Below are 20579 nucleotides of genomic sequence, written 5' to 3'. Positions count from 1 at the left end.
TTGCGCCATACGACGAGTCGCGCCACAAGCCTCAGATGAAACTGGACGACCTCGTCATTCGCCGCATGTCGCGAACCGAGCTTGATGTCGCGCTTGATTGGGCGGCGGCAGAAGGCTGGAACCCCGGCCTCCATGACGCCGAAAGTTTCCACGCCGTCGATCCCGACGGATTCTTTCTCGCGGAATGCGCGGGTGAGGCATTGGGCTGCATCTGCGCCACCGCCTATGATGAGGCTTTCGGCTACGTTGGACTGCTTATCGTTCGCCCGCCATATCGCGGACAAGGCGTCGGCGCTCGGCTTTTGAGTGTCGCGCTGCGACATGTGCAGGGGCGCAATGTCGGGCTCGACGCCGCGATCGCCATGCAGGAATTCTATGCGCGATACGGGTTCGAATTCGCCTATCGCAACATACGCCAGCGATGCGTCGGCGGAGGACAATCGCCGACAGGGCTGATGGAATTGGCTTCGGTTCCGTTTGAAGAAATCCAGCGATATGACGCAACCGTCTTTCCGACGGCGCGCCCGACATTTCTCTCGCGCTGGATTGCGCAGTCGAGCGCGTCGCTTGCCGTCATAAGGGAGCAAGAACTCGCCGGCTATGGCGTGCTGCGCGCCTGCCGCGAGGGCTACAAGATGGGGCCGCTGTTCGCCGACGATCCGGAGATCGCCGACGCGCTGTTTCAGGGCCTGCGCGCGCGGGCTTCGGGCGCGGCGGTCTTTCTTGATACGCCCGACGCAAATCCCGAGGCGATCGAATTGGCGACGCGGCGCGGGTTGACGCCAATTTTCGACGCCGCGCGGATGTATAGGCGCGGAACGCCGCCGGGCCGCATCGACCATTGTTACGGCGTGACCACTTTGGAACTCGGATAGTTCGCGCGGCGCTAATCTTCAGCAGGCGGCTGCGACGCTTGGTTCGATCAGCGTCGAGTCATCGTCAGCTTCGTTCGAGCGATTGACTCGCCGAGACACGATCCATTGCTGCAAAGAGTCTTCGGGCGCCGGCCGAAGCCAGGCGCCTGGGTCGTCGCCGGTCAGCCAGGCGTTGGCGTCACGCCAGTCGAGTATGATCGGCATGCGATCATGGAACGGACGCATCCAATCATTCGCCGGTCCGACGATAATCGTCGCCGACTCGATCCGCGCATCGCTTTCAACATCGCGACAGGCGCCGCAGATGCCGGCGAAGGCGAGCGGCCGGCCGTCGCGCGCGGAAAAATAATGCGGCGTCTTGGCGCCCTTCGCGCCGGTCCATTCGTAAAAGCCCGACGCCGGAATGACGCAGCGGCTCTTGGCGAAGGCGGCGCGAAACATCGGCTTTTCGGCGATCGTCTCGGCGCGCGCATTGAAGGTCGCCGGCAGTTCGCGCAGCGGCTTCTTCCACCACGAGGGCGCGAATCCCCAACGCATCGGCACGAGTTCATTTCCTGCGGGCGACGGCCTGATGACCTCGATCATCGTCGTCGGCGCCACATTGTAGCGCGGCTGCAGGTTGCGCGGCTGGCCGATGAGGTCGGCAAGCCGCTGCAGCTCCTCCCAGGAAAGATGCTGGGTAAAGCGCCCGCACATCGGGCGAGACGTCCTTTCTAATAATAGCGCCGGTAACGACGGTAATATGGGCGCGGCGCCGTCGCGGCGCCAATGATCGCGCCACCCGCCGCGCCGACCGCCGCCGTAGCGAGAGTCGGCCCGGCGAGGCCGCCCGACGCGAGCGCGCCGATGCCGGCGCCGCCGAGGCCGCCGATCATGCCGCCGCCGAGCGCGCGTTCGGCGGGCGTATAGCAGCCATAGAGCGGCGCGGAGGCCGCGAGGAGCGTCGCAAAAAGGAGAGCTTTCTTGGCCCGCCGAACCGTGGCGATGCTGTGCATATTCATTTCCTCATTCATGCCGTTCGTGGCCTGCGCTGACGCGCCGCCGACGCCAGCCCCCTAGCCGAATGAACCCAGATTTGCGCCAGAACGATGGCCTGGCGCCAAAGGGCCGCAACCGGCGCGAAATGGATACCCAAGACTGATGATTCGCGGTTCCTTCAAATAGGAATATTTAGAAAGAAGATTTTTGAAAGATTTCCGAGGAAAGTTTACGTGTATTGACGAAGCGAATTGCTTGTTAAATCTTTGAGCGATGCAAGCGGCGGCCCTGAACCTCCTTGAAACCAGAACGCGCGTCGAGCCGAACGCTGGTCCGCAAGCGACAGGACCGGCGCGGACGCCGCCCGCCGCGCGCCAATCATTGAAGGAGAAAAGCATTGTGCGATCTCGCGAAAGAAAGAAAACGCATTGATTCGATTCTCGACGAAGCGATGAACCAGAGTCCGGTTCGAACGTCCATCGACGAAGTCGAACTCGCCGGTTACGGGCTTGCGGCGCTGCACAGCCACTATGCGCTGTCGTGTCCGGACGAATGCATGCGCAAGCGATGCGATGAATACGCCGCGCTCGTGGCGACCTCGCGTCGCGCGCAGCGCGCCGAGCAAGCGGCTTGAGCGACTCAAGGAACAGGAAAAGGAACGCGCAATGTTCATGGCGTCGAATCAGTTCAGAGTCGTCAAGGGCTGCGAGGAGACATTCGAGACGGCTTGGAGAGAGACCAGCGTCCGGCTGAGGGAAGCGACGGGGCTGATCGGCTTTCGCTTTCACAAGGGACGGGAGATCGGCCCGCATGTGCTCTATTTCTCGGTCACCATGTGGGAGACCGAAGAGCGCTTCATCGATTGGCGGCGCGCCGAACTTTATGGAACGCCGAGCATCGGCCCGCGCTGCGCCTCTCGGCTCGAAGAGTTCGACGCCGCCGTCTCAAGAAGCAATCCGCAATAGAGCGCCGCTGGCGTTTTCGGGGAGAATGACATGTTGGGAATTGGCGACAGACTGCCGAATTTCGCCGTCGTCGGCGTGAAGCCCGGATTTAACGAGATCGAGGAAAACGGCGAGACGGCGTTCGAACCGCTGAGCGAGACGAGCTTTCCTGGAAAATGGAAGGTGATCTTCTTCTATCCGAAGGATTTCACCTTCGTTTGCCCGACCGAAATCGCCGGCTTCGCCGGCCTCTCGCAGGCGTTCGCCGAGCGCGACGCCGTCGTTCTCGGCGGCTCGACGGACAATGAATTCGTCAAGCTCGCCTGGCGGCGCGACCATGGCGGTCTGAAGAATTTGCCGATCTGGCAATTCGCCGATTGCAAGGGAGAGCTGATCGACGGCCTCGGCGTGCGTTCGCCTTCCGGCGTCGCCCATCGCGTCACCTTCATCGTCGATCCCGACAATGTCATTCAGCATGTCTACGCGACGAATCTCGACGTCGGCCGGTCGCCGGAAGACACGCTGCGCGTCCTCGACGCGCTGCAGACCGGCGCGCTCTGCGCCTGCAACCGCCCGCCGGGCGGCGAAACGCTCAGCCCCGCGGCGTGACTTTACGGGCGGCGCCGGGCAATTGCAGCGTTAGGCATTTCGCCGCGCCGCCCGCCTTCATGAATTCGGAAAGAGGCGTCACGACCGGCGTGAAGCCTGCGTCAATCAGGCGCGCGCGAAGATCGTCGGAACAGGCGTTGAGAAAAATGCGTCCGGCGAGTTCGACGGCGTTGCAGGCGAACGCAAGCGCGTCCGTCTCGCCGACCTCGATCCGCTTCTCGGCAGGGACAATCGCTCGGATCGCTGCCTGCGAGGCGATGTCGAAAGCCGCCGGATAGTACATCGTCCAGCCGCCGCTCAGCGGGCAGAAACATGTGTCGAGGTGATAGAAGCGCGGATCGACGAGCTTCAGCCCGATCGTTCGCCGTGAGAAAATCTTTTCGAGATGTTTGGGCGCTTCTTCTCCAGAACGCCAGCCATGGCCGCACCAGACAATGTGGCGCGCATGGTCGATGAGCGCGTCGCCGGCGCCTTCAAACGCAATATTGTCGGGCCAGGGCGCGATCGAATAGCCCTGCCCTTCGAACCAGTCGCAAAACAGACGCTCCTCGGGGCGCCGCTCCCTGGCGCGGAATCTGCTCACCACCGCCTTGTCGCCGACCACGAGGCCGGCATTGGCGGTGAAGACCATGTCCGGCAGACCGGGCGTCGGCGCGACGAAGGCGATATCGCTGTGCGCCGCAAGATTGCCGCGCAAATGCTCCCATTGCGCCTGGGCGCGCGGCAGCGTCGCTCGGCCGACCTGATTTTCCATCCAGGGGTTGATGATGTAGTCGACGCCGAAAAAATCCGGCGCGCACATCAGAATGGCTCCGCGCCGAGTGGCAGGCGGCGAAAGCTCGGCGTCGCGCGCGGCCGCCAGCGGCGGCTCGCCAATCACGGCGACGTCGGTGTCGAAGTCCATCAGCGATTCCTCTAACATTGTCGAACAGCCTAAAGCGCGGCGACGCCAATCGAAATGGCCATATGTTACCGATATGCCTGCAATCTTGCGCAATCCGTCATACATATTGATCAATTCGACAGAGGCGAACCGTTGTGGATGACCTCGACCATCGATTGATCGCCCTGCTGCGCGCCAATGGCCGCGCTTCCCTGTCTCAGCTCGCCAAGGGGCTCGGCGTCTCGCGCGGCACTGTCCAGAACCGACTAGATAAGCTGATCGCGTCGGATGTGATCCTGGGCTTTACCGTTCGGCTGAAAAATCCGGCGACGCCCGATCGCATTCGCGCGATCATGATGGTGGAGGTTTCCGGCAAGAGCGCCCGCCGCGTCGCCAATGCGTTGCGTGGGCTGCCGCAGATACAGTCGCTATACAGCACCAACGGTCCCTTCGACCTTATCGCGGAAGTCGAATGCGCCAATCTCGAGGAATTCGATCGCGTGCTGTCGAGCGTCAGAACGATCGAAGGAATCGCCAGAAGCGAAACCAGCCTGCTGCTTGCGCCGGCCTGAGCCTTCAGGAAAGCGCCGCCTCCGCGTTTGAACCCGCCGCGGCGCGCTGTTCGCCGCTTTCCGTCGCCCGCGGCAGCAGCACTCGAACGATCAGTCCGTGGGGCGCTCGATCGAGCAGGGACACGCTGCCGCCGCGATGCTCGACCAGCGACCGAACGATCGAGAGTCCGAGACCAAAGCCGCTGTGCTCGTCAAGCGTGCGTCCGGGCTGACCGCGAACGAAGGGCTCGAATGCGGTTTTCTTGCCCTCCGCCGAAATCCCCGGTCCATCGTCGACCACGTCGACCTGAAGGAGTCCATCCGGACGTTCCGCCATAAAGATGTCCACGGTCTTGGCGTGATGCGTCGCGTTTTCGACGAGATTGGTGAAAATGCGCTGCACGTCGCAGAGCGACCCGAAGATCATCTTATGGCCGTCGTCATGGTAGGTGACATTATGCCCGAGGTCGCAAAATTCGTCGGCGACGGTTTGCAGAACGCTGTCGAGATCAATGAGAGAAATGTCGTATTTGTCGTCTCCTTCAGCGCGCAGATACTGGAGATTCTTAAACAGCATCGTATCCATGAGATCGATGTCGCGCATCATCCGCTGCTGGAGGCCATCGTCGGAAACAAACTCGGTCTTCAGCTTCAGCCGGGTGATGATGGTTCGCAAATCATGGCTGACGGCCGCGAGCACATGAGCTCTTGCGGCGATCATCTTGCTGATGCGCGCCTGCATGCGATTGAGCGAGCGGGTCAGTTCGCGAACTTCATACGGTCCCTGTTCGGTCAGCTGCGTCTTTGGGTCGACGTCGTTTGGTATCTGTTCGGCATATTTCGCCAGCCGTCGCAGCGGCGCCATGATCGCGTTCAACGCCCAGAAAATGAAGATCGCCGTGAACACGATAAAGGACAGCGCGGTGCGCGCGCCCTGCGTCAGGATGAACGGTTCGTCCTCCGCATGCTGCCAAAGCCACCGCCATATCGAGCGCGGCGATTTTTGATGCTGGGCGATCGAGATCGTCGCATAGCCGCCCTTATGCAATTCGACGGCGAGCACGCCATAATCGCCCGGCGCGGATCCGGCGACCTTGAACACGTCCGCGCCGTCCCACAGCAATGAATCGATATGGCGGATTTCCATATCGAAGGCGAGATCGCCGCCGCCCGTCGAAGAATCCTCCGCTGGCGGCCGCGACTGCTGAATCTCAATATTGGCATAGGGAACGGCGCGAGAAAGCGCTGAAATGATGTTGTCTCTCTCGGCAAGCGGCGCCACGTCCAATGCGACGATGATGCTCGCGATGAAATCGCCCTGGTCGACGATATGACGCCGCCCGAAAACATGGAACATGCCGATAACGATGGTTTGAAACGCAAGGATCGACACGAGAATGAGCAGCGTGATCTGCACGGCGAGCTTGTTGAGCCGGAAACGCCAAGGAACGCGTGTCGAGCTCATGCGCGCGCCACCTGCGTCGAAAAAATATATCCCTCAGACCGCACCGTCTGGATGAAGGCGGGCTTCTTCGGATCCGATTCAATCTTCTGTCGAAGCCGGCTGATCAGAACGTCAATGCTCCGTTCGAACGGTCCCGAGGTCGGGCCATGGGTCATGTTGATCAGCTGCTCGCGCGTCAACACCCGATTGGGATTTTCGCACAGCGCATGCAGCAGGTCGAATTCGGCGCCGGTCATGGCGACCCTCATGCCGCAGGGCGCGACAACCTCTCGCGCGAGCACGTCGACGCGCCAGCCGGAGAAAAGATAAGATTGCCGCACGGCGCGTCCGTCGACGACGGCCGGCGTCTCGGTTCGCCGCAAGACCGCGCGGATGCGCGCCAGGAGCTCGCGCGAATTGAACGGCTTGACGATGTAATCGTCGGCGCCCAGTTCGAGTCCCAATATCTTGTCGATGTCCTCGGATTGCGCCGTCAGGATGATGATCGGAATGCGTCGCTCCGACCGCACGCGCCGGCAGATCGACAGACCATCTTCGCCAGGCAGATTAAGATCGAGAATAAGCAGGTCGTAGGCGCCCGCGCCGAAAGCAGCGTCCATTTCCTGGCCGGTTGCGGCCACTTTCGCCTGCATGTCGTGCGTTGCGAGATAAAGCGAGATGAACTCGCCGATTTCGGCATCGTCTTCGACGATCAGGATTGAAACGGGAGCAGTCAAAGGATTCGGATCGCTTTCGTTGAGAGTGTCGAAAACTAATAATGCAATGTTTCCAGAGTGTTTCCATCCAAAAAATCGACCGACGAGCAAACGCCCGTCAAACCTAAGGCCGAACCGCGTCCCAATTCAGAAAAACACCAGAAATAATCTGTGCGCCGCGAAAAGATGGAGAAACACCGCGCCAAGAGGGTTGCCTTATGTTCCAGCCGCTCCGGACCTCAGGCGCTCGAATGTCTCATCGCGCCTAACCTCTTCAGTTGCAAGGACGAAATAGCTATGAAGAGCAAGGCTCACGCTTTTTCGAGCGGCATGGTCACGGCGGCGGCCGACGCCGTGGGGTCTCAAAATTGCGAGTCCGCGCCCGACGCGGAGCAGCGCGCGGCGCGCGGCGAAGACTTAGCCGGCGCGCCGGCCCCCAAAGACGAGAGCCAACCAATTATGTCGAAGGCGGCTTTGACTCGCTTCACGCCAAAGACCGGGCTCGCGGGCTTAGTCGAAAACTGGCGGGCGGACATTTTATCGGGGTTCCTGGTCTTTCTCATCGCCTTGCCGCTGTGCCTCGGCATTTCCATGGCGTCGGGCTTTCCGCCGCAGGCGGGCATCATCACCGCCGTCATCGGCGGCCTTCTGGTGTCGCGGATCGACGGCTCCTTCGTCACGATCATGGGTCCGGCGGCGGGCCTCATCGTGGTCATTCTCGACTCGGTTCAGGCGCTCGGCGGCGGCGACGCCAAGGCCGGCTATCACTACACCTTGGCCGCGATCGTCTGCGCCAGCGTCATCCAGACGCTGATGGGACTGATGAAGGCCGGCAAGATGAGCGCCTTCTTCCCGTCGTCGGCCGTTCACGGCATGCTGGCGGCGATCGGCATCATCATCATGGCCAAGCAGATTCACGTCATGCTTGGCGTCAAGCCCGACGCGCAGTCGCTCTTCGCGACGATCGGCGCGATCCCCGCCAGCATTCGCGACATGAATCCGGAGGTCGCGATCATTGGCGGCCTCGGACTGCTCATCCTGATCGCCTGGTCGGTGGTGAAGAACCGCCGCCTCAAGATGATCCCGGCGCCGATCATCGTGGTGATCGTCGGCATGGCGCTCGCGCAATATTTCGATCTCGACGACGAACACATCTATCTCTTCCTGCCCGAAACTCCATTCCTGCCGCATCACGAATTCACGATCGGGCCGAAATTCCTGGTCTCCATCCCCCAGAACTTTCTGTCTGGCTTCGCCTTTCCCGATTTTTCGCTGATCGCGTCCACCCTCTTCTGGCAACAGGTCGTCGCGATCTGCCTGGTCGGCAGCCTCGAAAGCCTGCTGAGCGCGGCGGCGGTCGACAAGCTCGATCCCTATAAGCGAACGTCCGACCTCAACCGCGACATCGCGGCGGTCGGCGTTGGCAACATCATCTGCGGGTTGATCGGCGGCTTGCCGATGATCGCGGAAATCGTCCGCAGTTCGGCCAACGTCAATAATGGCGCGCGCACGGGCTGGGCGAATTTCTTTCACGGATTGTTCCTGCTGATTTTCGTTGCGCTTTTCCCCCGGCTCATTCATGAGATTCCGCTCGCTTCGCTTGCGGCGCTGCTGGTGTTCACCGGCTACCGTCTCGCTTCTCCGCTTGAGTTCAAGAAGACGCTGGCGATCGGCTGGGACCAGCTTGCCGTTTTTGTGATCACCATCATTGGCGTGCTGGCGACCGATCTCTTGATCGGCGTGGCGATCGGCATCGTCGCCGAATTCCTGTTCCATGTGTGGCGCAGCGTCAATTGGAAACAGGTCTTCAAGCTCCATCGCAACATCGTGGAGAGCGAGCCCGGCGTTTATCAAGTCAGCATCGGCGGCGCCGCCTACTTCGGCAATTATCTGGCGCTCAAGGGAGACCTCGCGAAACTCCCAAAGGGAAAGACCATCATCTTCGATCTTTCCGAGTCCTGGTGCGTCGACCACACGGTGATGGAAAATCTCCATCACTTCTGCGAAGACTATGAATCAAGCGGCGGGCGCGCCGAGATTCGCGGTCTCGAGCAGCATGTCGCGACATCGAAACATCCTCTCGCGCCGCGAAAGCGCAGCGCCTAATTCCCAAGATTCGTGGACGAAACGCGACCGTTGCGGGCCACGTCGACCGGAAGGTGTCAAGCATGCCGCTCTATCTCGCGTTGACCAGCGTCAGCGCGCTGCTCGCCGTCAGCGTCTACGCTATCGTCGAGAGGCGGAACCCGGACGTGAGCCGCAATGTCTATCGCGTCTGCATTGCGCTGTGCGGCGTTCTCTTCCTCGCGGCGGTCATGCCGAGAGGCGCGCATGTCATTTCGACCAGTCTACCGTTAGGCCTGCCGTGGATCGGCATGCATCTCCGGATCGACGTCCTCAGCGCGTTTTTTCTCGCCGTCGTCAATCTCGGCGGCGCCGCGGCGAGCGCTTACGGGATTGGTTATGGCGCGCATGAGAAGGAGCCGATGCGCGTTCTGCCTTTCTATCCGGCGTTTCTCGCCGGCATGAACATGGTCGTGCTCGCCGACGACGCCTTCAGCTTTCTCGTCGCTTGGGAGTTCATGTCGCTCGCGTCATGGGCGCTGGTTCTCACGCACCATCATGACGCGGAAAACCGGCGCGCAGGCTTCGTCTATCTGTTGATGGCGAGTTTCGGCGGTTTCGCGCTGCTGATGGCCTTTGGCGTTCTGGGCGGGGTCGGCGGCGCCTATGACTTCGCCTCGATTCGCGAGTCGACGAAAGAAGGCTGGAAGACCGGCCTCGTACTGGCGCTGGCGCTTGTCGGCATGGGCTCCAAGGCCGGACTCGCGCCGTTGCATATCTGGCTGCCGCTGGCCCATCCCGCGGCGCCCAGCCATGTCTCGGCGCTGATGAGCGGCGTCATGACCAAGGTCGCCATTTACGGCTTCATTCGCGTCGTCTTCGATCTTTTGGGGCCGCCGGCGTTCTGGTGGTCGATCGAACCGCTGACCTTTGGCGCGGCGAGCGCGCTCATCGGCGTGCTGTTCGCCACCATCCAGAGCGATCTGAAAAAGCTTCTCGCCTACAGCACGATCGAAAACATCGGCATCATCTTCATCGCGCTGGGACTCGCCCTGGCGTTCAAGGCGGATGGCCTGGCGTTGCCGGCGGCGCTCGCCTTCACCGCGGCGCTGTTTCACGTCTTCAATCATTCGCTGTTCAAGAGTCTCCTGTTTTTCGGCGCCGGCGCCGTATTGAACGGAAGCGGCGAAAGAAGCATCGAGCGGCTCGGCGGCCTCATTCATTCCATGCCGAAAACCGCCTTTCTGTTTCTCGGCGGCTGCGTCGCCATCTCCGCGCTGCCGCCGCTCAACGGCTTCGTCTCGGAATGGCTGGTGTTTCAGGCGATCCTTCTCAGCCCGTCGCTGCCGCAATGGACGGTGAAGCTTCTCGTTCCCGCTGTCGGCGTGGCGCTGGCGCTGAGCGCCGCGCTCGGCGCGGGCTGCTACATCCGCGCCTATGGGATCGCTTTCCTCGGACGGCCGCGCAGCGAAGCGGCGCGAACCGCGAAAGACCCTGATCGCTGGTCGATCGGGACGATGGCCGGATTGCTGACGCTCTGCCTGCTCGCCGGCCTGCTGCCGAGCCTCGTCATCGATACGATATCGCCGGCGGCGAAAGACTTTGTCGGCGGCCGCATGCCGACGCAGGCCGAACTCTCCTGGCTCTCGATCGCGCCTGTCGCAGAAAGCCGCAGCTCCTACAACGGGCTGCTGGTCTTCCTCTTCATTCTCTTCTCCGCCTATTCGGCGAGATGGGTCATCCACAAATTCGGTTCGTCACGGTCGCGGCGCGCGCCCGCCTGGGACTGCGGCTACATCGAAACGAGTCCCACGACCCAATATACCGGCAGCAGCTTCGCGCAGCCGATCAGGCGAACGCTTGGAATCATCGCCTTTTCGGTCAAGGAGCGGCTCGACATGCCGGCGCCGGGCGAGATGCGGGCGGCGCGGCTTACCATCGACATCAAGGATCGCATTTTCGACTATCTTTACGCGCCGCTGACGCGAGCGGTCGAGACCTGCGCCTCCGGCCTCAACATCCTCAGTCTTCTGTCGATCCAGGAATATCTCGCGCTGGTGTTCGGCGCGCTCGTCTTCCTGCTGGTTCTGGTGGCGATATGAATTTTCTCTTCGATCTCGTCGCGCAGGGCGCCCAAATGCTGTTGGTGCTGGCGCTCTCGCCGCTCGTCATCGGCGTTACCAGAAAGCTGAAAGCCCGGCTCCTGCGCCGCAAGGGACCGCCGATCATCCAACCCTGGCGCGATCTCATCCGACTGCTGCGCAAGGAGGTCGTCCTTGCCGAGAACGCATCGTGGCTGTATCGCGCGGCGCCCTATCTGATTTTCGCCATGACCTGGGTCGCGGCGTCGCTCGTGCCGACCTTCGCGACGGGATTGATGTTCAGCTGGTCCGCTGACCTCATCGCGATCATCGCCCTGCTCGGCAGCGCCCGCTTTTTCCTGGCCCTCGCCGGCATGGACATTGGAACCAGCTTCGGCGGCATCGGCTCGAGTCGCGAAGCAATGTTCGGCTCGCTGGCCGAGCCGGCGACGATCATGATCGTCTTTACCGTCTCCTTCGTCGCCGGGACCACCCAGCTTTCCGAAATCGCCGCCTATATGGCCGGGAATCTGGAATTGCGCGCCTCGGTCGGCATGGCGCTCGTCGCGCTGCTCATCGTCGCCATCGCCGAGAACGGACGCGTCCCCGTCGACAATCCGGCGACGCATCTCGAACTGACGATGGTGCATGAAGCGATGGTGCTCGAATATTCGGGCCGCTATCTCGCGCTCATCGAACTCGCCTCGGCGCTGAAGCTGCTCCTCTATATCTCGCTCATCGCCTGCGTCTTTTTCCCGGTCGGACTCGCGCGGCATGACGCCGATCTGCAAACGATGGCGATTGGCCTCGGCGCCTATGTTCTAAAACTCGCGACCGGCTGCTTCCTGCTCGCGTTTTTCGAGACGTCCACGGCGAAAATGCGCGTCTTCCGCGTCCCGGACTTTCTTGGCGCGGGGTTGATGCTCGGCCTTCTCGCGACGCTGCTCGTTTTCGTGACACGGAGCCTTTAGATGGAGCTTCTGACAATCGACATCGCCCATGTGCTCGCCGGCGCGCTGGTGCTGACGAGCTTCATGCTGCTCTATCAGGACCGGCTGTCCGGACTGATCAATATCTACACGCTGCACGCCTTCGTTCTCTCGCTGTCGGTCGCCTGGCAGGCTTATTACCAGGACGCGCCGCACCTCTATGTCACCGCCGCCATCGCGGCGATTTTCAAGGCGCTGATCATTCCCTTCAGCCTACGCCGCATCATCGAGCGCCTGGGCGTCCATCGGACTGTCGAAGTCATCGGCGGCGTCGGCGTCACCATGCTCATCGGCATATTTCTGGTGGCGCTGTCGCTCGTGGTCATGCTGCCGGCGACAGCCTCCGCCGACCCGCTGGCGCGCGAAGACATCGCCTTCGCGCTGGCGATCGTGCTGCTCGGTCTGCTGATGATGGTGACGCGCCGCAACGCGGTCAGCCAGATCATCGGCTTCATGTCGCTGGAAAACGGCTTGGTCCTCGCGGCTGCAGGCGCCAACGGCATGCCGCTCGTCGTCGAGATCAGCGTCGCCTTCTCGATCCTGATCGCCTTCATCGTGATCGGCATCTTTCTGTTTCGCATTCGCGAGCGCTTCGACAATGTCGATCTTTTCGAACTTGATCGCGTGCGCGGGGGACGTTCATGAGCTCCGAACTTTTCATGGTCTCGAACGCGCTTATCGCCATTCCCGCCGTCTCGGCGGTCGCCGTCGCCTTGGAGCCGGAATACCGGCGCTCGGCGGTGCTCAATGTCTGCGCCTCCGGCGCGACCTTTCTTTTCGCGCTGATCCTGCTGATTGTCGAACCAGAAAGCGGCGGCTATCTCTTCGTCGACGATCTCAACATCGTCTTCGTCGTGCTCTCGACCTTCATCGGCTTCACCACGAGCGTCTACAGCGCGAGCTATATCGATCATGAAATCGAAACCGGCCGGCTGACCTCGACGAATGTCCGCTTCTATCACGCGATGTATCAATCGCTGATGTGCGCGATGAATCTCGCTTTGCTCGCCAGCAATATCGGCCTGATGTGGGTGGCGGTCGAAGTCGCCACGCTGACCACCGTATTGATGGTCGGCATCTACCGCACGCCGCATGCGCTCGAAGCCGCCTGGAAATATTTCATCCTCGGCAGCGTCGGCATCGCGCTGGCGCTGTTCGGAACGATCCTCATCTACATGGCGGCCGAACCGGTGCTGGGCCAGGGCTATGACGCGATGGTCTGGAAGACGCTGATGTCGCAGGCGCCACAGTTCAATCCGCGGATGCTCAATGTCGCTTTCGTCTTCCTGATGCTCGGCTACGGCACCAAGGTCGGCCTGGCGCCGATGCACGCCTGGCTTCCCGATGCGCATGCGGAAGGCCCCACCCCGATTTCAGCGGTCCTGTCCGGGCTTCTGCTCAATGTCGCGCTTTACGCGGTGCTGCGCTTCAAGATGCTGCTGACCGCCAATGCGGCGGCGATCACGCCGGGCCCGCTGATGATCACCCTCGGCCTCGCGTCGCTGATCATGGCGGCGTTCATGCTCTATCGGCGCGACGACATCAAAAGGCTGTTCGCCTATTCCTCGATCGAGCACATGGGCATCATCGCCTTCGCCTTCGGCATGGGCGGCCCGCTCGCCAATTTCGCCGGGCTGCTGCATATGACCATGCACAGCCTGACGAAGTCCGCGATCTTCTTTTCCGTTGGCCACATTGCGCAGGCCAAGGGCACGCAGAAAATCGCCGACATCAGGGGATTGACGCAGAGCCAGCCGGCGCTCGGCTGGACTCTCGTCGCCGGCGTCGTGGCGATCATCGGCCTGCCGCCGCTTGGCATTTTCATGAGCGAATTTCTGGTCGTGAGTTCGACCTTCGCCCGCCAGCCGCTCCTCGCGATTCCGCTTGTTTTCGGCCTGCTTCTCGCTTTCGGCGCCTTGTTGCTGCGGCTCACCGGCATGGCGTTCGGCGAGCCGAGCCGGGATGTCGGCGAGGTCAAAGCTTCTATGTTGCCGCTCTATGCGCATCTCTCGCTGGTGCTGCTCGCGGGACTCTATCTTCCCTCTCACCTCGTGACCTGGTTCCAGAACGTCGCGCGTCTCTTGGGTTGAGCTCGAAGGATGAAGAGATGAACTTCGCCAGCAAACAGACCGCCGTCCAGCCGGCGCGGCCGGCCTGCCTTCCTTGGCCGCGCGAAATCGTCGACCAGAATGGTTGGCTCGCCTTGGCCGAGAGCCTGGCGAAGGGCGAGCGCGAGCTCTTAAGTCTCTGGGGCGAAAGTTCGTGCGTTCATATGGCCGTGCTCGAACCGCGCGAGCCGCCCCTGCGCATCGTCACCTTGGAATGTCCGGAAGGCGCGTTTCCGTCGGTCGGACGAGTGCATCCGCCGGCGTCGAGACTAGAGCGCGCGATCCACGATCTTTTTGGCCTGAAGCCTGAAGACGCGTCCGACCGGCGCGCTTGGCTCGATCACGGCCGCTGGGGCGTCCGCCACCCCTGCGCCGCGCCCCAGGAGATCAACACCGACCGCGACCGCTATGAGTTCCTGCCCACGGAGGGCGAACCGCTGCACCAGATACCGGTCGGTCCGGTGCACGCCGGCATCATTGAGCCCGGTCATTTCCGCTTCTCGGCGAATGGCGAAACCGTCGTGCGCCTCGAGGAGCGGCTCGGCTTCGTGCATAAGGGAATAGACCAATTGATGAACGGCGCCTCGATCGAGCGCGCCGCGCAAGTCGCCGCGCGCGTTTCGGGCGACAGCACCGTCGCCTACAGTCTCGCCTTCGCCCAGGCGGTCGAGGCCGCCTTTGACGTCAGCGTCCCGCCGCGCGCCCTCTATCTGCGCGCCTTGATGGCCGAACTCGAACGGCTCGCCAATCATTTCGGCGACATCGGCGCCATCTGCAACGACGCGGCCTTTTCCCTAATGCAGGCGCATTGCAACCTCGTGCGCGAGCGCATCTTGCGCGAATCGGCGAGCGCTTTTGGTCATCGCCTGATGATGGATCGCATCGCGCCGGGCGGAACCGTCGTCGATCTGAAGCAAGAGAGCGCCACGGCGCTTTACGCGATGATCGAATGGATCGAACTGATGACTCCGCGGCTGATCGCGCTCTTCGGGGACACGACGTCGCTGCAGGATCGCACCGTCGGCACCGGATTCGTCAGCGAAGCGCTCGCGAAACAATATGCTTGCGGCGGCTATGTCGGACGCGCTTCGGGCCGGGCGTTCGACGCGCGCAAGGCGATCGGCTACGCCCCCTATCCTCAGTTGGCGTTTGCGATCGGCGCCTCGCAGGAGGGCGACGTCGACGCGCGCGTCTGGGTCCGCTTCGACGAAGTGAAAGCCTCGCTGCAACTCGTCAAACAAATTCTCGGTGAAGCGCCGACAGGGCCGATCATCGCCGCCTGGGCGCTGCCCGACGATTGGACGCGCGAGGGCGCGGCGCTCGTTGAAGGATTCCGCGGCGATATTTTCTGCTGGCTTCGCATCCGGGCCGACGGCGTCGTGCAGCGCTGTCATTTGCGCGATCCGTCATGGTTCCAATGGCCGCTCCTCGAAGCCGCGATCAAAAACAACATCGTCGCCGACTTCCCCCTGTGCAACAAATCCTTCAACTGCTCCTATTCAGGGCACGACCTCTAGGACGCACGCGATGCAGAAATTCTTGCTTCAAGGCTTGTTTCGAAGCGCGTTGACCGAGCAGGCCCCCACACCGGACGCGGCGTCGACGGCCGAACTCGGCTATACGCTGGGGCGCACGGCGCGGCAGAAACTCGGACGCAGTCTGTCGATCCGCGAAGTCGACGCCGGCTCCTGTAACGGGTGCGAACTCGAAATTCACGCGCTCAACAACGCCTATTATGATCTCGAAAGATTTGGCCTGCGCTTCGTCGCTTCGCCGCGTCACGCCGACGTCTTGCTCGTCACCGGTCCGGTGACGAAGAACATGCGCGAAGCGCTGGAACGCACCTATGCGGCGACGCCCGATCCAAAATGGGTGATCGCGGTCGGCGACTGCGCCTTTGACGGCGGCGTTTTTTGCAACAGCTATGCCTGCATTGGGGCCGTCGCCAATGTCGTTCCGGTCGATCTCCATATTCGCGGCTGTCCGCCCGATCCGACGACGTTGCTCAAAGGTCTGATCGCCTTCGTCGAAAATATGGAATGAATTACAGCGCCGCCGCGCCGCTGACAAAAATGGCTGCGCGCTGTCTGAAAAATGGCGGCGCCGCCTTTCGGAAACGCGCGAGCAATATTTGCGCATAGACGGAAAGACTCAGGAAAAGCCTGCGCGCCGGAAGTTCGGTAGAAAACGAACGGCGTTTGGCGACTTGCACGTGCAATGCGCGCTTTTCAAAGCAATGACCGGGTTCGCCTGATCGGCGCGGCAGGGCGCGACGCCGCTCGTTGCGAATTCAAAACGCGAGCGAGGCGAGTAATGAGTTTATGGGGCGGAAAGCGTGGCGTCGCGACAAGCGCCCTTGTGATGGTTTTCTCGACGACCCTGGCGAATGCGGCGTCAAGCGACGCGATTGAGGCGAGGCTTCGCGTTCTGGAGGCCGAGATCGCGAAGCTGCGGCGCGAAGCGCGCCAAGCCAAGGCCGAGGCGCAGCAGGCCGCGCAATCCGCTCAGAGCAGCGCCGCGAAAGCCGCGGCGGCGCAGGCCTCGGCCGTGCAAGCCTCGGCGCAGCCCCCTGTGCCGCCGGTCTTAACTCAATTCAAAAACGGCCTTTTCGTCGAAACCGCGGACAAGGCGTATAATTTCAAAGTCGGCGGCCGCATGCAGTTCGACGGCGGCGGAACGTCTCAACCGCTGAACGGCTGGTCGGATCAGGCCGGCGTTCGCCAAGTGCGTCTCGAAATTGAAGGCAAGGCGGCGCAATACTGGTTTTACAAACTGCAATATGATTTCGCGGGCTCGCAATATGGCACGCCGTTCAATGCGCCCGTGCAAGGCGGCATTCGCGATTTCTATATGGGCGTGCAACATCCGCTTCTCGCGCTCCCCTTCACGAAGGACCCGGCCTTCATCCACATTGGCAGTTATTTCGAGCCCTTCACGCTGGAGTTCACGACGTCCTCGCGCTTCCGCGACTTCATCGAACGCGCGATGGCGGTCGAAGCGATCGGCGCCAGCCGTCACCTTGGCGCGGCGATCGGCGCCTATGGCGAGAATTGGAGCGCGAAGGGCGGCGCCTTCACGACAAGCTTTGAAGATTTGAACACGAATCCGGCTGTCGGCTCGCCGCCGCTCGTCGGCATTCCTGCGAAAGCCGGGTGGTTTCCGACAGGCGGCGGCCAGTATTACGAATTCACCGGCCGAATGACCTATGCGCCGATCATGACTCAGCACGATCTCCTGCATGTTGGCGTTTCCGGCCGCTTTCACAACCCCAACAGCGCCACCGGATTATCCGACGATCGTGTGTTGCGGGTCGGCAACCGCATCCGTTCGGAAGCCTATATTCTCAATCAAGGGCTGCTCGGGACGCCGGATCTTTCCTGCGGCTCCGTTATCCTGCCGGGATGGACGGCGGCCGCCTCCGCGCATTGCGTCAATAACGTCGAATCCTTCGACGTAGAACTCTCAGCGGCGCATGGACCGTTCTCGCTGCAGGCCGAATATCTTGGACAGCAGGTCAACCGCAATCCGACCAAGGTTGCGCTCGCGCGTCTCGCGGGCGCTTTCGCGCCTGGCGGCGCCTCGCAATATTTCAGCGGCTATTATGTCTATGGGCAATGGTATCTCACCGGCGAGGAACGCGCCGCCGCTTATGACGTGACGAACAAGCTTGGCGCCAATTTCAATCAGGTCCCGATCAAAAGTCCGGTGAGCGCGGGCGGCATCGGCGCCGTCGGACTCGCTGCGCGCTACAGCGCGCTCAATCTCAACAGCGGGCCCTATTCTGGTTCAAGCCTCTATAACATGCTCGCCTATACGACGCTGATCGCGCCCAATCCCGCCGCGGCTTCCTATATCGCCAACGCGGGCGTCGTCGGCGGCCGGCAGCAGAATGTCACCTTGGGACTGAATTGGTATCCCGAAAATGGATTCCACTTCCAGTTCAACTGGATACATGTGCTGCGGGCTTCCGCGCCGTTTAACGATTACGCACTGTTCGCTACTGGCGTTCCGGCGCGACAGGGGCCCTATTTCAATGGCGCCCATCCTGACCTCTTCGAGGCGCGCGCGCAGGTCTATTGGTAGGACGCCGCTGAAGGAACGAGCGGCGACGCGGGCGGTTCGACGCGACAAATTTGCAACGCTTGCCCGAATTCGTCGGCGATGACAGGAACTGAGCTTGATTTCGCGGGTTGTTGGGGTGACGCTTGAAACTGGTTGTTCGGTGGTCCATCTCTAAAAAGGAGATCCGTCAATGACCACGAGAAGACTTCAGCGACGAAGAAACGCCATCAGGACGCTTCTTCAAAACCTCGATACTCGGCCCTTCTGTGAGGACACGCTGCCGCAGTCGGGCGGATGGGCGAGTCATCCCCGTCCGCGACTCGCGCGAAACGCCTCCGGCGGCGCCGGGCAGATCGAGCGTAGGTAGGTTCATCGAAACCCGGCGATTGGCGGAAACGCTTGTCGTCGGCTTCGAATCGGCCTGCATGATTGGGCGCCGACGCGCCTTGGCGAATGCAACGCCCCGACCGTGGACATCACGGCGGGGCGTTATGCGTTCGAGCGCCGTCTTTCTCCATCGCGCCAACCGGCTGCAAATTCGCAACGTTCTCTCGGATGGCGCGCGCTTTGGTTGGACGCGCCGATGTCCCCCTTTGCAATGACGTGGCGAATCTCGTTTAGGATGTCGTCAGATCACGCGGTTTCGAGGTGGACAGGTGCTCTTGGAATTTTGGATGTCTCAGACGATGCCGGTCATGGCGCTTTTGCTTGCGGGCGCGATGACCGTTCTCGCGCTTTTCCTATGCTGGCTTTGCTTCGCTTCGCGCTTTGCCGCCCATGCGCAGAACTGGAAAGGCGTGGTGCCGCCCTTCGTCGGCGTTCCCGCGACGCTGTTCGGCCTGCTGATGACCTTCCTTTCGCAGGATGTCTGGGACGCAAATCGCCGCGCCTATCAGGCCGTCACGCTGGAGCGCGAACAACTGACGACACTCTCTGCGCTCTCCAGCAATCACGGCATTGACGCCGACGTAATCCTGCGCGCCATACACGAATATGTGGAGGCCGTGGTCGGTCTCGAGTGGCAAGCCATGGAGGACGGCAATCAATCCCCAGAAGCCGAGGCGGCGCTTAACAGGCTGACCAGCACGGTGAGCGGCGCGAAGATCGAACCGGCCTTCCAGCGCGCGCTCCTGGACGCCGTGATTCGTCTGCGATCGGCGCGCGATCAGCGGCTCGCGATCGCGGGCGCCTTTCCCGACGATCGCAAATGGGCGGCTGTGCTGATCATCGCCTTCATCACTCAAATCGCTCTCGCTGTGACGCACCTCGACCGTCCCAAACCACAGCTGCTCGCGCAGGCGATTTTCGCTTTGGCGGCGATCGTTCCGATATCATTCGTCGCCTCCGTCGATGACCCCTATGCGCCGCCCAATGCAATAGCTTCCGACCAGCTGGCGCAGCTGCTCGAACGCTTTCCGCATAAGTGAATCGGAATATGGCTGAAATCCAAAAAGTCGCCGGCACGGCTTTCGTCGTCGCCGAATTTCGCCATGACGAAAACAATGAACACGATCCGCTCTACCATGATCCTTTTGTCGGCCTGTTTCTCAATGAGGAATCGAAAAGGGCCGCGGAACGCATTTCGCAATCGTTCCCGCCGATCAGAAACAATGTGCGCTTGAGGACGCGCTACTTCGACGATCGGCTGCGTCGCCAGATCGAGCAAGGCGCCCGGCAGATCCTCATTCTTGGCGCCGGCCTCGACACCAGGCCGCAACGCTTCGCGGTTGAGAACGTCGCCTATTTCGAAATCGACGCGCCAGAAACTCAGGCGTTCAAGAGAGCGCGACTGCAAGAAAACGCCGTCAATTCCAACACGACCTATATCGGCGCCGATTATGTCATGGACGGCATGCTAGAGCTGCTACGACAAAATGGCTTGGATTTCGACCTTCCCACCCATGTCATATGGGAAGGCAACACCATGTATTTGGACGATGGCGCCGTGCGGCGCATTTTGAGCGACCTGATGCGCGAGACGAAGCGCTGCTCGGTGTCCTTCGACTTTTTCGCTAATGACGTGATCGAGAACCGAACCGGCGACGCTGAAATAACCAGCGTCGTCGAAAGATTCGCGGCAATGGGCGCGCCCTGGACGTACGGCATCGACGACCTTGCCGAACTCGCCGCTGGATGCGGCGCGACAGTCATCGATCGCGTCACGCTCGCCGACCTTCATCGAAGCTTCTGGCCGGACCTCCCGCTAGCGTCGCCGATTTATGGCTATTATTCCCTCTGCACAGTCGAAAACGCCGTGGATCGGGCTTGAACCGCT

At 61.6% G+C, this 20579-nt stretch carries 20 protein-coding genes; 15 read left to right on the top strand and 5 right to left on the bottom strand.

What is annotated here, in order from left to right; all coding sequences use genetic code 11:
- Positions 1 to 35 precede the first annotated feature (35 nt).
- Positions 36 to 875 (top strand): GNAT family N-acetyltransferase, encoded by an 840-nt coding sequence (locus tag U1E20_RS02145; protein ID WP_409978937.1) that lies wholly within the window; start codon positions 36 to 38, stop codon positions 873 to 875.
- Positions 876 to 893: 18 nt separating this feature from the next.
- On the opposite strand, the gene U1E20_RS02140 is transcribed toward U1E20_RS02145, so the two are convergent.
- Entirely contained in the window at positions 894 to 1571 is a 678-nt protein-coding gene (locus tag U1E20_RS02140; protein ID WP_409978936.1) for an SOS response-associated peptidase, read from the bottom strand.
- Between the two features lie 17 nt (positions 1572 to 1588).
- Positions 1589 to 1888, bottom strand: a complete 300-nt coding sequence (locus U1E20_RS02135) for a hypothetical protein (RefSeq protein ID WP_409978935.1) — start codon at positions 1886 to 1888, stop codon at positions 1589 to 1591.
- 362 nt (positions 1889 to 2250) lie between these two features.
- Here U1E20_RS02135 and U1E20_RS02130 point away from each other — a divergent pair, with 362 nt between their 5' ends.
- The 3 genes from U1E20_RS02130 to U1E20_RS02120 are packed head-to-tail and all read left to right on the top strand — an operon-like array spanning position 2251 to position 3406.
- Positions 2251 to 2487, top strand: a complete 237-nt coding sequence (locus U1E20_RS02130) for a hypothetical protein (RefSeq protein ID WP_409978934.1) — start codon at positions 2251 to 2253, stop codon at positions 2485 to 2487.
- 31 nt (positions 2488 to 2518) lie between these two features.
- On the top strand, positions 2519 to 2818 hold the full coding sequence (locus U1E20_RS02125; RefSeq protein WP_409978933.1) for an antibiotic biosynthesis monooxygenase family protein: 300 nt from the start codon (positions 2519 to 2521) through the stop codon (positions 2816 to 2818).
- A gap of 30 nt (positions 2819 to 2848) precedes the next feature.
- On the top strand, positions 2849 to 3406 hold the full coding sequence (locus U1E20_RS02120) for a peroxiredoxin (protein ID WP_409978932.1): 558 nt from the start codon (positions 2849 to 2851) through the stop codon (positions 3404 to 3406).
- Here the strand turns inward: U1E20_RS02120 and U1E20_RS02115 are convergent.
- The gene (locus tag U1E20_RS02115; protein WP_409978931.1) at positions 3390 to 4310 is read right to left on the bottom strand and encodes a dimethylarginine dimethylaminohydrolase family protein; all 921 of its coding nucleotides are present in this window, start codon (positions 4308 to 4310) and stop codon (positions 3390 to 3392) included. The two genes, U1E20_RS02120 and U1E20_RS02115, sit on opposite strands and share 17 nt — an antisense overlap.
- A gap of 134 nt (positions 4311 to 4444) precedes the next feature.
- On the opposite strand from U1E20_RS02115, the gene U1E20_RS02110 reads away from it, so the two are divergent.
- Positions 4445 to 4861 (top strand): Lrp/AsnC family transcriptional regulator, encoded by a 417-nt coding sequence (locus U1E20_RS02110; protein ID WP_409978930.1) that lies wholly within the window; start codon positions 4445 to 4447, stop codon positions 4859 to 4861.
- A 4-nt stretch (positions 4862 to 4865) separates the two neighbouring features.
- Here U1E20_RS02110 and U1E20_RS02105 read toward each other — a convergent pair whose 3' ends face one another.
- Together U1E20_RS02105 and U1E20_RS02100 are read right to left on the bottom strand one after the other, a co-directional pair.
- Entirely contained in the window at positions 4866 to 6305 is a 1440-nt protein-coding gene (locus U1E20_RS02105) for an ATP-binding protein (RefSeq protein WP_409978929.1), read from the bottom strand.
- Entirely contained in the window at positions 6302 to 7021 is a 720-nt protein-coding gene (locus tag U1E20_RS02100) for a response regulator (RefSeq protein WP_409978928.1), read from the bottom strand. The genes U1E20_RS02105 and U1E20_RS02100 overlap by 4 nt, the downstream gene beginning before the upstream one ends.
- Before the next feature lie 276 nt (positions 7022 to 7297).
- On the opposite strand from U1E20_RS02100, the gene U1E20_RS02095 reads away from it, so the two are divergent.
- The 10 genes from U1E20_RS02095 to U1E20_RS02050 all read left to right on the top strand — a co-directional run bounded on the left by U1E20_RS02095 (position 7298) and on the right by U1E20_RS02050 (position 20573).
- Complete coding sequence (locus U1E20_RS02095; RefSeq protein ID WP_409978927.1) at positions 7298 to 9106, top strand: SulP family inorganic anion transporter; 1809 nt, start codon at positions 7298 to 7300, stop codon at positions 9104 to 9106.
- Between the two features lie 62 nt (positions 9107 to 9168).
- The gene (hyfB, locus tag U1E20_RS02090) at positions 9169 to 11166 is read left to right on the top strand and encodes a hydrogenase 4 subunit B (RefSeq protein WP_409978926.1); all 1998 of its coding nucleotides are present in this window, start codon (positions 9169 to 9171) and stop codon (positions 11164 to 11166) included.
- Positions 11163 to 12116 carry a respiratory chain complex I subunit 1 family protein gene (locus U1E20_RS02085; protein ID WP_409978925.1) on the top strand — a complete coding sequence of 318 codons (954 nt, stop codon included), beginning with the start codon at positions 11163 to 11165 and terminating at the stop codon, positions 12114 to 12116. The genes hyfB and U1E20_RS02085 overlap by 4 nt, the downstream gene beginning before the upstream one ends.
- Positions 12117 to 12779, top strand: a complete 663-nt coding sequence (locus U1E20_RS02080; protein WP_409978924.1) for a hydrogenase-4 component E — start codon at positions 12117 to 12119, stop codon at positions 12777 to 12779.
- Positions 12776 to 14224 carry a hydrogenase 4 subunit F gene (locus tag U1E20_RS02075; protein ID WP_409978923.1) on the top strand — a complete coding sequence of 483 codons (1449 nt, stop codon included), beginning with the start codon at positions 12776 to 12778 and terminating at the stop codon, positions 14222 to 14224. Before U1E20_RS02080 ends, U1E20_RS02075 begins: the two co-directional genes overlap by 4 nt.
- 17 nt (positions 14225 to 14241) lie before the next feature.
- Positions 14242 to 15759, top strand: coding sequence for an NADH-quinone oxidoreductase subunit C (locus U1E20_RS02070; protein WP_409978922.1), 1518 nt, complete (start codon positions 14242 to 14244; stop codon positions 15757 to 15759).
- Between the two features lie 10 nt (positions 15760 to 15769).
- Positions 15770 to 16285, top strand: a complete 516-nt coding sequence (locus U1E20_RS02065; protein ID WP_409978921.1) for an NADH-quinone oxidoreductase subunit B family protein — start codon at positions 15770 to 15772, stop codon at positions 16283 to 16285.
- A 318-nt stretch (positions 16286 to 16603) separates the two neighbouring features.
- Positions 16604 to 18325 (top strand): OprO/OprP family phosphate-selective porin, encoded by a 1722-nt coding sequence (locus tag U1E20_RS02060; RefSeq protein ID WP_409978920.1) that lies wholly within the window; start codon positions 16604 to 16606, stop codon positions 18323 to 18325.
- A 653-nt stretch (positions 18326 to 18978) separates the two neighbouring features.
- Positions 18979 to 19731 (top strand): hypothetical protein, encoded by a 753-nt coding sequence (locus U1E20_RS02055; RefSeq protein WP_409978919.1) that lies wholly within the window; start codon positions 18979 to 18981, stop codon positions 19729 to 19731.
- Between the two features lie 8 nt (positions 19732 to 19739).
- Positions 19740 to 20573, top strand: coding sequence for a class I SAM-dependent methyltransferase (locus U1E20_RS02050; protein WP_409978918.1), 834 nt, complete (start codon positions 19740 to 19742; stop codon positions 20571 to 20573).
- The last annotated feature ends 6 nt before the right edge of the window (positions 20574 to 20579 follow it).

This window comes from Methylocystis sp. (genome assembly GCF_046349115.1).
Lineage (GTDB): Bacteria > Pseudomonadota > Alphaproteobacteria > Rhizobiales > Beijerinckiaceae > Methylocystis.
The sequence above is the reverse complement of the archived record's forward strand: the minus strand, read 5'-3'. Positions and strand labels throughout refer to the sequence as shown.

Excerpts from the sequence above, each read along its gene's own strand:
- U1E20_RS02145 (WP_409978937.1), top strand. The coding sequence starts at position 36 with ATGAAACTGGACGACCTCGTCATTCGCCGCATGTCGCGAACCGAGCTT.
- U1E20_RS02140 (WP_409978936.1), bottom strand. The coding sequence starts at position 1,571 with ATGTGCGGGCGCTTTACCCAGCATCTTTCCTGGGAGGAGCTGCAGCGG.
- U1E20_RS02135 (WP_409978935.1), bottom strand. The coding sequence starts at position 1,888 with ATGAATGAGGAAATGAATATGCACAGCATCGCCACGGTTCGGCGGGCC.
- U1E20_RS02125 (WP_409978933.1), top strand. The coding sequence starts at position 2,519 with ATGTTCATGGCGTCGAATCAGTTCAGAGTCGTCAAGGGCTGCGAGGAG.
- U1E20_RS02120 (WP_409978932.1), top strand. The coding sequence starts at position 2,849 with ATGTTGGGAATTGGCGACAGACTGCCGAATTTCGCCGTCGTCGGCGTG.
- U1E20_RS02115 (WP_409978931.1), bottom strand. The coding sequence starts at position 4,310 with ATGGACTTCGACACCGACGTCGCCGTGATTGGCGAGCCGCCGCTGGCG.
- U1E20_RS02105 (WP_409978929.1), bottom strand. The coding sequence starts at position 6,305 with ATGAGCTCGACACGCGTTCCTTGGCGTTTCCGGCTCAACAAGCTCGCC.
- U1E20_RS02095 (WP_409978927.1), top strand. The coding sequence starts at position 7,298 with ATGAAGAGCAAGGCTCACGCTTTTTCGAGCGGCATGGTCACGGCGGCG.
- hyfB (WP_409978926.1), top strand. The coding sequence starts at position 9,169 with ATGCCGCTCTATCTCGCGTTGACCAGCGTCAGCGCGCTGCTCGCCGTC.
- U1E20_RS02085 (WP_409978925.1), top strand. The coding sequence starts at position 11,163 with ATGAATTTTCTCTTCGATCTCGTCGCGCAGGGCGCCCAAATGCTGTTG.
- U1E20_RS02080 (WP_409978924.1), top strand. The coding sequence starts at position 12,117 with ATGGAGCTTCTGACAATCGACATCGCCCATGTGCTCGCCGGCGCGCTG.
- U1E20_RS02075 (WP_409978923.1), top strand. The coding sequence starts at position 12,776 with ATGAGCTCCGAACTTTTCATGGTCTCGAACGCGCTTATCGCCATTCCC.
- U1E20_RS02070 (WP_409978922.1), top strand. The coding sequence starts at position 14,242 with ATGAACTTCGCCAGCAAACAGACCGCCGTCCAGCCGGCGCGGCCGGCC.
- U1E20_RS02065 (WP_409978921.1), top strand. The coding sequence starts at position 15,770 with ATGCAGAAATTCTTGCTTCAAGGCTTGTTTCGAAGCGCGTTGACCGAG.
- U1E20_RS02060 (WP_409978920.1), top strand. The coding sequence starts at position 16,604 with ATGGTTTTCTCGACGACCCTGGCGAATGCGGCGTCAAGCGACGCGATT.
- U1E20_RS02055 (WP_409978919.1), top strand. The coding sequence starts at position 18,979 with ATGTCTCAGACGATGCCGGTCATGGCGCTTTTGCTTGCGGGCGCGATG.
- U1E20_RS02050 (WP_409978918.1), top strand. The coding sequence starts at position 19,740 with ATGGCTGAAATCCAAAAAGTCGCCGGCACGGCTTTCGTCGTCGCCGAA.